Source organism: Marinobacter suaedae, assembly GCF_030519635.1.
GTDB classification, from domain to species: domain Bacteria; phylum Pseudomonadota; class Gammaproteobacteria; order Pseudomonadales; family Oleiphilaceae; genus Marinobacter; species Marinobacter suaedae.
In genome coordinates this window covers 192,445-204,498 of the sequence record NZ_JAUMIS010000001.1, presented here as the reverse complement: position 1 = coordinate 204,498, position 12,054 = coordinate 192,445, and the positions used below count along the sequence as shown (strand labels likewise).

General features: G+C 55.8%; 13 protein-coding genes. 8 read left to right on the top strand and 5 right to left on the bottom strand.

All coding sequences use genetic code 11. The features are described from left to right. Nucleotides 1-492, top strand: coding sequence for a cell division inhibitor SulA (locus QVZ43_RS00845; RefSeq protein WP_223793876.1), 492 nt, complete (start codon nt 1-3; stop codon nt 490-492). An 80-nt stretch (nt 493-572) separates the two neighbouring features. Here the strand turns inward: QVZ43_RS00845 and QVZ43_RS00840 are convergent, their stop codons facing one another. Both QVZ43_RS00840 and QVZ43_RS00835 read right to left on the bottom strand, forming a co-directional pair. Next, nucleotides 573-833, bottom strand: a complete 261-nt coding sequence (locus QVZ43_RS00840; protein WP_223793875.1) for a hypothetical protein — start codon at nt 831-833, stop codon at nt 573-575. 41 nt (nt 834-874) lie between these two features. Beyond that, a complete protein-coding gene (locus QVZ43_RS00835; protein WP_302908500.1) occupies nt 875-1,387 on the bottom strand; it encodes a DUF6586 family protein in 513 nt (170 codons plus the stop codon). A 247-nt stretch (nt 1,388-1,634) separates the two neighbouring features. On the opposite strand from QVZ43_RS00835, the gene QVZ43_RS00830 reads away from it, so the two are divergent. From QVZ43_RS00830 to QVZ43_RS00805, 6 genes are all read left to right on the top strand, one after another. Beyond that, complete coding sequence (locus QVZ43_RS00830) at nt 1,635-2,993, top strand: DUF1329 domain-containing protein (RefSeq protein WP_302908499.1); 1,359 nt, start codon at nt 1,635-1,637, stop codon at nt 2,991-2,993. Nucleotides 2,994-3,090: 97 nt separating this feature from the next. Further along, nucleotides 3,091-3,420 carry an SOS cell division inhibitor gene (locus QVZ43_RS00825; protein ID WP_302908498.1) on the top strand — a complete coding sequence of 110 codons (330 nt, stop codon included), beginning with the start codon at nt 3,091-3,093 and terminating at the stop codon, nt 3,418-3,420. 71 nt (nt 3,421-3,491) lie between these two features. Beyond that, on the top strand, nt 3,492-4,946 hold the full coding sequence (locus tag QVZ43_RS00820; RefSeq protein ID WP_302908497.1) for a sigma-54 dependent transcriptional regulator: 1,455 nt from the start codon (nt 3,492-3,494) through the stop codon (nt 4,944-4,946). A 496-nt stretch (nt 4,947-5,442) separates the two neighbouring features. After that, nucleotides 5,443-5,748 carry an STAS domain-containing protein gene (locus QVZ43_RS00815; protein WP_223793870.1) on the top strand — a complete coding sequence of 102 codons (306 nt, stop codon included), beginning with the start codon at nt 5,443-5,445 and terminating at the stop codon, nt 5,746-5,748. A 22-nt stretch (nt 5,749-5,770) separates the two neighbouring features. Further along, on the top strand, nt 5,771-7,552 hold the full coding sequence (locus QVZ43_RS00810) for an ATP-binding SpoIIE family protein phosphatase (RefSeq protein ID WP_302908496.1): 1,782 nt from the start codon (nt 5,771-5,773) through the stop codon (nt 7,550-7,552). Nucleotides 7,553-7,576: 24 nt separating this feature from the next. Next, nucleotides 7,577-7,927, top strand: coding sequence for an Hpt domain-containing protein (locus QVZ43_RS00805; protein WP_302908495.1), 351 nt, complete (start codon nt 7,577-7,579; stop codon nt 7,925-7,927). Nucleotides 7,928-7,940: 13 nt separating this feature from the next. Here QVZ43_RS00805 and QVZ43_RS00800 read toward each other — a convergent pair whose 3' ends face one another. Genes QVZ43_RS00800 through upp form a run of 3 tightly spaced genes read right to left on the bottom strand, consistent with a single transcriptional unit; the run spans nt 7,941 to nt 10,671 of the window. Further along, nucleotides 7,941-8,792, bottom strand: coding sequence for a class I SAM-dependent methyltransferase (locus QVZ43_RS00800; protein ID WP_302908494.1), 852 nt, complete (start codon nt 8,790-8,792; stop codon nt 7,941-7,943). Continuing rightward, nucleotides 8,773-10,029: a uracil-xanthine permease family protein gene (locus QVZ43_RS00795; RefSeq protein ID WP_302908493.1), complete on the bottom strand. Its 1,257-nt coding sequence runs from the start codon at nt 10,027-10,029 to the stop codon at nt 8,773-8,775. The genes QVZ43_RS00800 and QVZ43_RS00795 overlap by 20 nt, the downstream gene beginning before the upstream one ends. A gap of 3 nt (nt 10,030-10,032) precedes the next feature. Beyond that, nucleotides 10,033-10,671, bottom strand: a complete 639-nt coding sequence (gene upp, locus QVZ43_RS00790) for a uracil phosphoribosyltransferase (protein WP_223793865.1) — start codon at nt 10,669-10,671, stop codon at nt 10,033-10,035. Nucleotides 10,672-11,164: 493 nt separating this feature from the next. Here upp and QVZ43_RS00785 point away from each other — a divergent pair, with 493 nt between their 5' ends. Continuing rightward, nucleotides 11,165-11,977 (top strand): MinD/ParA family protein, encoded by an 813-nt coding sequence (locus tag QVZ43_RS00785; RefSeq protein ID WP_302908492.1) that lies wholly within the window; start codon nt 11,165-11,167, stop codon nt 11,975-11,977. The last annotated feature ends 77 nt before the right edge of the window (nt 11,978-12,054 follow it).

Here is a 12,054-nt window from a genome sequence, read left to right as displayed (position 1 = left end):
ATGGAACAATTGAGCTTCAGTCAGAACACCGCTTTTCATCAGGGCGCGATGCCCTATCCGCTTTCCTCATCTGTTGGAACCGAAAAGCGGGCGATCATCAGTACGCGTCCCAAGTCAGAGTCCCGGACGGCTCCCAGTGTTGGCAATGTGACCGAGATCATCATGCCTCAGGAGCAGGTTGAAAACTTCCAGTTGCTGCTACCGATGCTGACCCAGCTCAATCAGGAAAAACGCTGGCTTGCGTGGATTGACCCACCCCAAGCTCTGGTGAGCAAGTGGCAAAAAATGCACGGGATCGTTACAGGCCAGTTGCTGGTGCTGCGTTCCACGCCGGAATACTCCGCGCAAGAATTGGCCGAGCGTGCTTTGAGTGCAGGTACCTGCCACGCGGTCGTGATGTGGACGCAGAAGCTGAGTAAGTCTGCATTTCGTGAGCTTCAGGAAGCTTCGGCGCGAGGCAATAGTCACGGGGTTGTGCTTCGTCAACGCTGATTAGGAAGGTGCGGGGCGGAATGCCCCGCAATGGATTACCCCGGTGATTCGGTCAGGCCTGATGTAAGGCGGTACTGGGATCAGTGCAGCGTGTAGGAGGGCGCTATCTCGGCGGTTTCCTGGTCGTCTTCTTCCCAGTCGATGTCATGGGCAACGCTGCCCACGGCCTCAATGCCCGCGGCAATCATTGCTTTCGCCACATTCATATCCTTGTCTGCCATCATCTCGCGAGCTTCCTCCGAAAAGGAGATTTTTACCAGCGGCGCACTCTCATCATCAATGCGGCGCAGTGCGTAATCGCCGTTGCTCAATTGAACGATTTCAAAAAATGAGGGTGACATATCCTAAACCTTTATGTTGATGGATCGGGTTGAGCGCTGAGCTACCACTCGCTGTGCTGCTCTTCCAGATCGTCGGCAAATTGCTTCAGTGCGCCCAGGGATTTCTTCAGGGCACCTTCGGATCGGTCTGGGCCGGTTTCCGCAGAAATGGCGATAATGTTGTCCGAACTGACCGTCTTGCGGCTCACGGGTGGATTGCTCTGGGCTCGTTCGAGTTGATCCAGATGCTGCCACCAGCTGCCTGAAGTACGGCTGAGTTCCAGAAGTTTTATTGCCTCGTACGAATGTTCTCCAACCAGTGTTGCCAGCTCTTCAAGGCTGGCGGGCTGTTCGTTTCGAAACTGATGATGCCGGGCTATCATGGTCAGTAACAGTTGTCTTGCCCGGAGCATCAGTTCTACCGCCCCTTGCCTGGCGGCCTCGCTCTTCAGTGTCCGTTCCGTGTCCGTCGTACGGTCTGCCTCTTCCCCGTCGACCCGAGTGGTGCTCTGGTCCAGCAAGCATCTGGCCAGAAAAAGTTTTTGCGAAACCAGTGAGTACCAGGGTGACGCCATGGAGAATCCCGCAGCTGAAGAACGGTTCAAATCGAAAGTAAGCCGCCAATATTAACATTTTCCCGCGTAAATTTCTGCATCGGAATGTCCTGTTGCTGTTTCACAAGAATCTACAAACAATCGCTTGAAACGACCGTTTGAATTTGGCACAAAGATGCTGCCCAAAAGCGGCTGATTCTTGTGCTGACACCCGACGGTGGGCCAATGGCTTAATCGGGAGTGCATGTTTTTTCTGGAGGTGTAAGGAATGCGGAATCCTATTGTTGCCGGTATTACGGTAGCTTTGCTTGGTTTGTCCGGAACGGCGCTGGCGAAGGTCGCACCGGAAGAAGCTGCAAAGCTGGGCGGTGAGTTGACTCCCGTCGGCGCGGAACGGGCGGCAAACGCCGCCGGAACGATTCCAGAATGGACAGGTGGTCTGAACACACCCCCGGCTTCCTGGAAAAAAGGGGACATCGAGACCAATCCCTTTCCCGACGATGAGCCGCTGTTCATTATTACCAAGGCTAATGCTCATCTGTACAAGGACAAGCTGTCAGAGGGTCATCTGAAAATGCTTGACCAGTATGGGCCGGACTTTTTTCTTCCGGTTTATGAAAGCCGTCGAACCGCAGCCTATCCCCAGCATGTTTATGAAAAGCTGAAAGAGAACGCGCTGTCGGCCGAATTGCTCGATAACGGCAACGGCGTGCGCGATGCGATCATGACCAGCCCCTTCCCGATCCCCAAGAATGGTCTGGAGGCCATCTGGAATCATATCCTGCGGTACCGTGGCACCGAAATTGAGTTCCGAAGTGCCTCTGCAACGCCTCAGCGGGATGGTTCGTATAACCCGGTCGTGAACGACTACCAGTACTTTATCGCCTACAGCAAGAAGGACGCGAAGCTTGAGGAATTCGACAACAAGATCTTCTATCTGAAAACCAATACGGTTTCACCGGCTACACTGGCAGGCACGATCACGCTGGTACACGAAACCCTCGACCAGATTCGTTCTCCCCGCCTGGCATGGCGCTATGACAGCGGTTCCCGTCGTCTGCGTCGTTCGCCGAATCTGGCCTACGAGACAGACCTGCCGAATTCCTCTTCACTCCGCTCGGTGGACCAGAAGGACATGTACAATGGAGCACCGAACCAGTACGAGTGGGAGCTCAAGGGCAAGCGCGAGCTGTACGTACCGTACAACGCCTACATGCTGCACGATGAAGAAGTCCGTCCGGATGATGTGATTCGTCCGCGCCACATCAATCAGTCGCTGGCCCGTTACGAGCTGCACCGGGTGTGGGTGGTCGAAGCCAGGCGACGGGTTGGAATCAGCCACATTTACGATCGTCGTGTGTTCTATATCGATGAGGATAGCTGGCAGATCCTGGCGTCCGAGGAGTACGACGAAGACGGTAATTTGTGGCGGGTGTCCGAGGCTCACAACATCAGTTTCTACAGTGAGCCGGTGTTCTGGACCACCATGGAAATGACCTATGACCTGAAGGCCGAGCGTTACTATGTTGATGGCTTGGACGATGGTTACAAGCCCTACGACTTCAGCCCCGGATTCCGGAGCAGCGAGTTTACCGCCTCGGCAGCACGGCGGGACGCACGCCGGTGATTCGGGCAAAGTGAGAGGGGCCGGCTTGTCCGGCCCTTTTTATTCGTCATCGCCTTTGTCGGCTCCCTAAATGCCCGATTCAGACAGGAGAATATGTATGTCATCCCCGCAAGAATTGCTGGATACCGTGGACCGTTTGTTGGCAGATTTGTCAGGAGCGCTGGGTGAGGGAAACTGGGAACGGTTGGGTACACTGAACGCTGATATCAAACCGTCAGTGGGTCCGATGATGACGGCCATGGAGTCCGGGGCACTGAGCGTTGCAGATGTTCAATTGCGCCTGGAGGAACTTCAGCAGTTGGTTGGTGCCATTGAGGAAAGTGCCCAGAGAGCCAGAAAAGAGACACAAGATGCGTTGAATGCCGTCAATCGAAACCGCGATGTTGCCAGGGCGTATCAGAATATTTCATCAGTCTGTCTTAAATAGCGTCATAAAATTGACTCTTTAGAGGGTTTGCGTCATAAATACCGATCACTCACTTCAAGAGATTGGTTGTGATGTCCGAGGACAATAAAGTACTGGTGCTGAGTGACGATGAGTCGAAACGCCGGGATATAGTCACCATTCTGGAGTTCATGGGCGAAGAGCCTGTCGTGCATGGGGACGAGGCAAAAAACTTGCTGAATTCCCGGGACTCCGAGCGTTTGTCGGACATTGGTGTCGCGCTGATTGATGGCCAGGATCCCAATGCCGAAGAGGTCATCGATTCGTTCTGTCAGGCTGCCAAGGGCGTTCCCATTCTGCTGATTGGCGATCCGGTACTGAAGGGGCTGCCAGACGACAGCCGCTCCCGCATTATTGCCCGGCTCGAATGGCCGCTGAACTATACCAAGTTTGTGGACTCTCTCTATCGGTCCCAGGTCTACCGCGATCAGTTTCAGGTTCAGTCCCGGGAGCGGGGCCAGCAGCGCAATCTTCAATTGTTCCGCAGCCTGGTCGGTACATCACGCAAGATTCAGCAGGTTCGCCAGTTGATGCAGCAGGTGGCGGACAAGGACGTGAGCGTTCTTATTACAGGTGAGTCCGGTACCGGTAAGGAAGTGGTTGCGCGTAACCTGCATTACCATTCCGAGCGTCGCGAAAAGCCCTTTGTACCGGTCAACTGCGGAGCAATCCCTGCGGAATTGCTGGAAAGTGAGTTGTTTGGGTGCGAAAAGGGAGCGGTAACGGGTGCGATAACCGAATGGGTCGGTCGTTTTCAGTTGGCTGAGGGCGGCACTATTTTCCTCGATGAAATCAGCGATATGCCGTTGAGCACTCAAGGTAAGATATTGCGAGTGCTTCAGGAGCGTTCTTTTGAACGAATCGGCAGCAACCACGCCCAGAATGCCAATGTCCGCGTTATTGCAGCGACCCACAAATCGCTGGAAGAGTTGGTCGAAAAAGGCGAGTTTCGCGAAGACCTTTACTACCGTCTGAACGTTTTTCCCATCGAAATGCCGGCACTTCGCGATCGCTCTGAGGACATCCCGCTTCTGATTAACGAATTGATCGCGCGGATGGAAAGAGAAAAGAGGGGATCGATACGGCTTAATTCGGCGGCCCTGATGAGCCTGTGTAGTCACAACTGGCCGGGTAACGTTCGCGAGTTGGCCAGCCTTATGGAGCGCCTGGCGATCATGTTCCCTTACGGTGTGGTTGGTGTGCAGGAGCTGCCCAAGAAGTTCCGCTATGTAGATGACTTCGATGAAAACCGTGTTGTCGAGCACGACAGCATGCCGTCAGGTGTTCCCGGTTTGATGGGGTTGGATGCCCCGGCTTTATTACCTGTGAATGGTATCGACCTTAAGGATTATCTATCCAATCTTGAAAAGCGGCTGATCGAGCAGGCGTTAAATGAGGCTAATGGTGTGGTCGCCCGGGCTGCTGAAAAACTGCGTATCCGGCGTACCACTCTGGTCGAGAAGATTCGTAAATACGGCTTGCGGGAAGAAGCGGGCGAAGAGTCCTGAAGATTCGCCCTAGCCGTTTGTACAAGCGCCGGTTGTCGTTGAGACGGTTTTGTCCCTTTTTAGAATCTGATGATCCAGTGCGGTCAGTCTTTCGTAAATACTCAAACTGTTAACATTCGCACTATAGGCGAAAAGTAGTCTAGTGCCTGTGCGAACGTGCTGTACGGCAAGACTCGATAGACAGCAATTATCTCCTGACGGCGATCTCCAGAATTTTTGAAGCAGACCGGGGGTGCTGGTTACACCTGAATTGGCACCCGAAAGTCTCCTAAATCACGGCTCCTTCGTTGTTCGGCACCCTGTTGGGTGCCTTTTTTTTGCCATTTTGTTTCTCTAAGGGTGGGGCTGGTTGACTCTTTCCGATCCCATGGCGTTAAATTTTTCTGCGATGTAATAGCCCTTGCATGCAATTCGATTGGCTTGGACTATTCTTAGTCCTGAAAGGGGTGCCCACAGGTTATGTGTTTGCTGCACAAGAAGTTCATGGAGGTTGGGAATGCCGATTGAGACGCGTCATCTGGAGGATAGCCAGACGTTGGTTATCAGCGTCGAAGGGCGCTTTGATTTCAGTACACACCAAGCGTTTCGAGATGCTTACGAGCATTCCGACAACCCAGTCGAGTATTACGTCATAGATTTGTCAGAAACCACCTACCTGGACAGTTCGGCCCTGGGCATGCTCCTGCTCCTGCGAGACTACGCTGGCGGTGACAGCGCACGCATTTCCATCGAGAACTGCAACAGCGACGTTCGTCGAATTCTGGCGATTTCCAATTTTGAGCAGTTGTTCGCCATCCGCTAAGGGGTGAACCGCCGGAGGCTGAGTGGACCCATCCATTGCCGACCAGCGGCCGCTTAGAATACTGATTGCGGACGACAGCGATTCTGACCGGCTGATTCTTAAAACCCTGGTGAAGCGCCTGGGTCACGACGTGTTTGATGCTCGTGACGGTGAGGAGGCGGTGCGCCTGTTTGAAGAAGCGCAGCCCGACATCGTCTTGCTGGATGCCCTGATGCCGGTGATGGACGGCATGGAAGCGGCGCGTCGGATCAAAGCCCTCGCCGGGGAGCGCCTGGTGCCCCTGATTTTCCTGACGTCGTTGTCGGAAGCCGGAGATTTAGCCCGATGCCTCGATGCCGGGGGCGATGATTTCCTGAGTAAGCCCTACAATCGCGTTCTGCTTGAGGCCAAGATCAATGCCTTCAATCGTATGCGGCGCATGCACGAAACTCTTTCGGGTCAAAGGGACCACATCCGAGAACTGAATCAGCAACTGCTCAGAGAGCAAGAGATTGCCAAGCGGGTGTTTGATAATGTGGCTCACACCGGGTGCCTGGACGCGTTTAATATTCGTTATCTGGCCTCGCCCCTGAGCGTCTTCAATGGTGATGTCCTTTTTGCGTCTCCCAGGCCGGCCGGGGGGATGCTGATTTTCGTGGGCGACTTTACTGGTCATGGGCTGCCGGCAGCGATCGGCGCCATGCCATTGGCCGAGATTTTCTACGGGATGGCTGCCAAGGGGTTCAGTGCCAAAGATGTCTTGCGGGAGATTAACCGGAAGCTCAAGCAAATTCTCCCCACAGGCATGTTCTGTTGCGGTGCGATGATTGAGGCGGTATTTCACGAGAATCAGTTGTGGTTCTGGAACGGTGGCCTTCCGGATGCGCAGCTCATTCGAGCCAACGGGGACAATGTAGCCCTGCCGTCCCGCCACTTGCCACTGGGTATCCTGTCGCCGGATCAGTTCAATGCTGACCTGGAGCGGGTGACGACCGAACCCGGTGACAGCCTGATGCTGATGACCGATGGTGTTCTGGAATCCAGCAACCGTGCTGGCGAGGTGTTTGGCGATGCCGGGGTGGCCCGGGCGCTGGAAACCCGGACGCAGGGGCTGCATCCCTTCGATGCGGTCATTGGCAGTTTGCGGGAGTTTACCGGATCCCATCAGGACAGCGACGACATTACTTTATTTTGCGTGGATATGGTGGATGACGCTGCCATAACACCGTTGCCCGATCGGACAACCTTGCCGGGGCCGGCAGAGTGGCACTGCGAATACGAACTTCGTGAAAGGACGCTGGGGGATTTCAATCCCTTGCCGCTGCTCTTGCACATCTGCATGGAGGTGCCGGGACTTCGCTCCAGAAGTGGTGAGATCTACACCGTGCTGGCGGAGCTCTATAACAACGCCCTGGAACACGGGATACTCGAATTACCCTCGGACTGGAAGCATTCTCCCGAAGGATTTGGCAAGTACTACAGGGAGCGTCAGGTTCGCTTGGGTAGGGTCGATGGGCACTTCATACGCTTTAGTCTGTCTCACTCCATGAAACCCTACGGAGGGCGCCTACGTGTAGTTTGTGAAGACAGTGGTTCTGGCTTCGACTTCAAAAATCATCCGGTTTCGACAGCCAAAAACACACCATCTGGTCCTCTGTCGGATGACCCGGTGATAGGCACCAGCTACGCAGGCCGTGGATTGATGCTGTTACGGCAGCTGTCAGAATCCCTCAGTTTTCATGGACGGGGCAATCGGATTGAGATTGTTTACGACTGGGACTATTCCGACGCTCCGTTGGATCACAACAAAAACGACCGGCATTGACCGGTTTCCCGGCAGAGGTTGGCTATGAACGAAACACCGCACCTTGATCAGGAAGCCTTGGCTGAGCTCCAGGACGTTATGGATGATGAGTTTGGCGTGCTGATCGAAACTTTCCTGAACGACTCCCGCGAACGGATTGAAGGCCTTCGGCAGGCGCTGGAAGGCAAGGACCCGGAAGCGCTGGCGCAGATGGCTCATAGCTTCAAGGGCAGTTGCATCAATATGGGGGCTCCCCGACTTGGCGCGCTGTGCCAGATTGTCGAAAAGGCCGGCAAGGAGCGGCGGCTTGATGATGTGCCTGCCACAGTGGACGCCATCGGAGCCGAGTTTCGAGAAGTGTCGGGTATGCTCGAAATTTTTGTCGCTAACAACTGAGCCCCAGCGTTTGTTATCGGGCCTCAATCAATCTGATCAGAGGTTCGCCACGGCTTTGGGGAATCGGGAGCCTGGCGTACCAGTCGCGGGGATCGTGAATGGTGGCCGCGCCGAAGCCGCAAGACAGAAAGTGACCCCGGGCTTGCTCATCGGAATCAAAGTGGAAAGACACCTGGCTTCGGGTGATGCCGCCCAATGCCCGGCCCAGTGCATTGAGGGTGCCGCGCAGGGCGGCGTGCTTGGGCTGGTAATAACTCTCAGACAGATAGATCGAGCCTGGCCGCCGGGCCAGGGCGTCGGAGAGGCGCTGCCAGAAGCCACTGATCACCTCGAGCGAAAAGTAGCTGGTCAGCCCTTCGGTAACGACGATGACCGGATCGTGATTGTCAAAGACCCGTTGTAGAACCGCTTCCAGGGTGTATTCACCGTGCTCGGCCAGAATGTCGATGGGCGTTACTTGATGATGCTCGCCAAGGCGACCGGCGGCCATCAGGCGCAGCGCCTTTTTTGCGGCCATGTCGGGCAGATCGGCTTCCACCATGTGCAGGTGAGGGTGGCGCTGGCGGAGCCGGATACCGCGGGGAGACATCCCGCAGGCGATTTCCAGCACCTGACCCACGCCGTTATTTTCAACAGCCTGGTCAATCAGGTGATCGATGATCAGGTGGCGCTGGAGCAGGAAGGTTTGCAGGTTGCCCCCGATTGCAACCTTGCTGGCTGCCTCGAAGGGCGACAGGAGATGGTATAGCCACTGGCCCTGGCGGGTTGCCAGGGCGTCGTCGGACAGGCCATACCGGTGCCAGACGGCACCGGTATACAAGGCCGTAAAGCTGATGCCGGAGCTGTCAGCTGGCGTTTTGCTCATAGATGGCTTTACCCCACGCTTCACTGCGACCCGGCAGAACCAGGTTGAGGATAATTGCTGCGACAGCGCAGAGGGCAATACCTTCCAGGTGGCCCAGAACCATGCCGCCAATACCGAACACCAGAGTAACACCGACAATCACCAGGTTGCGAGGCTGTGACAGGTCTACCTGATGGCGGATCAGGGTGTTCAGGCCAACCACTGCGATGGAGCCGAACAGCAGGCACAGGATGCCTCCCATCACCGGAGCAGGAATGGTCTGCAAGGCAGCGCCGAACTTGCCCACGAATGCCAGGATGATGGCCGTCAGGGCCGCCCACCACATGACCTTCGGGTTGAAGTTCTTGGTCAGCATGACCGCACCAGTCACCTCGGAGTAGGTGGTGTTGGGTGGCCCACCGAGCATGGAGGCGGCGCTGGTGGCCAGTCCGTCACCCAGCAGGGTGCGATGGAGGCCCGGCTTTTCCAGGTAGTTTTTGCGAGTCACATTGCCAATGGCCAGCACGTCGCCGATGTGCTCGATGGCCGGTGCAATGGCGACCGGGATCATGAACAGAATCGCGCCCCAGCTGAATGCGGGGCTGACAAAGTTCGGTACTGCCAGCCAGGCGGCTTCCTGCACTGGAGTGGTGTCCACGATACCGGCGAAGGCGGAAAGGATGTAACCGACAACCACACCGAACATGATCGGGATCAGGCGGAAAATGCCCTTGGCCCAGATGGACATAATGATGGTGACGGCCAGGGAAGTCATGGCAATCCAGATGGCGGTGTCGTAGGGCACCAGCTCGGCCGACCCGTCACCGGTACGGCCCGAGGCCATGTGCACGGCAACCGGTGCCAGGCCCAGGCCGATGGTCATGATGACGGGGCCGATGACCACCGGTGGCAGAAGTGAACGCACAAACCCCGTGCCGCGCATGCGTACCAGGGCGCTGAGCGCGATGTACAGGATGCCCGCGGCCATCAGGCCACCGAGGGTTTCTTCCATGCCGAACTTGCCCTTTGAGGCAATGATCGGGGCGATGAAGGCAAAGGAAGAGGCCAGGAAAATCGGGATCTGGCCACCGGTGACAATATGGAAAATGATGGTGCCGAGGCCGGCGGTAAACAGGGCAACGCTCGGGTCCATGCCAGTGATCAGTGGCATCAGCACCAGTGCGCCGAAGGCCACCAGAAGCATCTGGGAGCCGGCGAGGGCCTGTTTCCAGGTCGGGTCGTGACTGTGGTCTTGCATTCGTTATACGTCCTTTTGCTTGGTTCCGAAGATTTTGTCGCCGGCGTCACCGAGGCCGGGCAGGATATAGCCTTTTTCATTCAGGCGTTCATCCACCGAGGCGGTGTAAATGGACACGTCCGGATGAGCTTCCAGCACTTTCTCGACACCTTCCGGTGCAGCCACCAGTACCAGCGCCCGGATTTCGGTGCTGCCGGCTTTCTTGAGCAGGTCGATGGTGGAAATCAGGGAGCCACCGGTAGCCAGCATCGGATCAACGATCAGGGCCATACGCTGGTCAAGTTCGCCCACCAGCTTTTCCAGGTAGGTGCTGGCTTCCAGGGTTTCCTCGTCGCGGATCTGGCCGACCACGCTCACGCGGGCAACCGGGATCAGGCTCAGAACGCCGTCCAGCATGCCAAGGCCTGCACGAAGGATCGGTACGATGGTGATCTTCTTGCCCTGAATCTGTTCTACCTGAACCGGTCCGGCCCAGCCGTCAATGGTGTATTCCTGCAGGCTGAAGTCCTTGGTGGCTTCGTAGGTGAGCAGGGCACCGACTTCCTGTGCCAGTTCACGAAAATTCTTGGTGCTGATGTCAGCCCGGCGCATCAGGCCCAGCTTGTGTTGGATCAGGGGGTGTTTAACCTCGTGGATTGGCATGGGATCACCTATCTGTGGGTTTTTCTGTGATGATTTAGCAGCGCTATGGAACCGCGAAAGGATACCGTATCTGGCCTGTTGAGTCAGGCGGCATCCCGGTGCAAGTGATCTATTTAGCGTAAGGACTGGTACGGATCTTGCCATCCGCCAGTCTGGCGTGAGCCATGGGCTTGAAGTATGGTTGAGGAATTCACGCGAGGCTGGCGATAAAGTGAAGTCCTGGTCTGCACTGGCTAAGACTTTCAGGGGGGGAGTGGTCGGCTGGCGGCTGTTGGCTTGCCCCTGGCGGGGCAATCTGCGTCCCCTATGAGAACTCCTTCTAACGCGGCTGATAAAGTGACGAAACCAGCAGGGTGTGGGCGAAGCGTTTTTCTCAGAAATCCGGTGTTTTGTGCCTTTACGTTAAAAAAACGCTGATTTGAGCGATGCGGTCAGGTTAGTGGTCGTCTATTAAAAACGGTCTTGTATTAACTGGCGAGAGACAATGGCGAACATGAATAAAGCTAAACCGGTTCAGGTAATTGCGGTGTCTGGCGGAAAAGGTGGGGTGGGAAAAAGCAACATTTCCGTCAATCTGGGTATTGCGCTTTCCCAGAGAGGGCGTCGGGTAGCGATTCTGGATGCCGACCTGGGGTTGGCTAACGTCGATGTTTTGCTGGGAATTACCGCGAACCGAAACCTGGCTGATGTGCTTTCCGGCGAGTGTGAGCTGAAAGAGATTCTGGTCGAGGGCCCCTGGGGCGTGCGGGTTGTTCCAGCCGCCTCCGGTAACCAACGAATGGCTCAGCTTCCAGCGATGGAGCATGTAGGCCTGATCAAGGCGTTTAGTGAGCTGGCCGACGACCTTGATGTACTTATTGTTGATGTCGCCGCCGGCATATCTGATTTAGTCGTCAGCTTCATGCGGGCCTCCCAGGAACTACTCTTTGTGGTTTGTGACGAGCCAGCCTCAATCACCGATGCCTATGCGCTGATCAAGCTGATGAATCGCGAATGCGGAACCAACCGTTTCCGTATTCTCGCCAATCAGGTTCGTAGTGAAGAGGAAGGTCGTCACTTATACGAGAAACTCAGCCGTGTAACCGAGCGTTTTCTGGATGTGGCTCTGGAATATGTCGGTATGGTGCCTTTCGATGAGGCTGTCAGAAAGGCTGTTCAGCGTCAGCGTGCGGTTCTGGATGCTTACCCAAGATCGAAAGCCGCCATTGCGATCAAGGCCCTCGCCGACAAGGTCGACAAATGGCCACTCCCCTCCGAGCCACGTGGGCACTGTGAGTTTTTCGTTGAACGGTTAATAGAAGCCTGATTTGATTCAGGCAACCGGAGGACGGGTAAGTCGATAAAGACCCTTCGAGTTACTGCCGTTGCCTGCACCGCATCGGC

What these genes read in the sequence shown, in the direction of transcription:
- QVZ43_RS00845 (WP_223793876.1), top strand. Translation starts at nt 1, where the DNA reads ATGGAACAATTGAGCTTCAGTCAGAACACCGCTTTTCATCAGGGCGCG.
- QVZ43_RS00840 (WP_223793875.1), bottom strand. Translation starts at nt 833, where the DNA reads ATGTCACCCTCATTTTTTGAAATCGTTCAATTGAGCAACGGCGATTAC.
- QVZ43_RS00835 (WP_302908500.1), bottom strand. Translation starts at nt 1,387, where the DNA reads ATGGCGTCACCCTGGTACTCACTGGTTTCGCAAAAACTTTTTCTGGCC.
- QVZ43_RS00830 (WP_302908499.1), top strand. Translation starts at nt 1,635, where the DNA reads ATGCGGAATCCTATTGTTGCCGGTATTACGGTAGCTTTGCTTGGTTTG.
- QVZ43_RS00825 (WP_302908498.1), top strand. Translation starts at nt 3,091, where the DNA reads ATGTCATCCCCGCAAGAATTGCTGGATACCGTGGACCGTTTGTTGGCA.
- QVZ43_RS00820 (WP_302908497.1), top strand. Translation starts at nt 3,492, where the DNA reads ATGTCCGAGGACAATAAAGTACTGGTGCTGAGTGACGATGAGTCGAAA.
- QVZ43_RS00815 (WP_223793870.1), top strand. Translation starts at nt 5,443, where the DNA reads ATGCCGATTGAGACGCGTCATCTGGAGGATAGCCAGACGTTGGTTATC.
- QVZ43_RS00805 (WP_302908495.1), top strand. Translation starts at nt 7,577, where the DNA reads ATGAACGAAACACCGCACCTTGATCAGGAAGCCTTGGCTGAGCTCCAG.
- QVZ43_RS00800 (WP_302908494.1), bottom strand. Translation starts at nt 8,792, where the DNA reads ATGAGCAAAACGCCAGCTGACAGCTCCGGCATCAGCTTTACGGCCTTG.
- QVZ43_RS00795 (WP_302908493.1), bottom strand. Translation starts at nt 10,029, where the DNA reads ATGCAAGACCACAGTCACGACCCGACCTGGAAACAGGCCCTCGCCGGC.
- upp (WP_223793865.1), bottom strand. Translation starts at nt 10,671, where the DNA reads ATGCCAATCCACGAGGTTAAACACCCCCTGATCCAACACAAGCTGGGC.
- QVZ43_RS00785 (WP_302908492.1), top strand. Translation starts at nt 11,165, where the DNA reads ATGAATAAAGCTAAACCGGTTCAGGTAATTGCGGTGTCTGGCGGAAAA.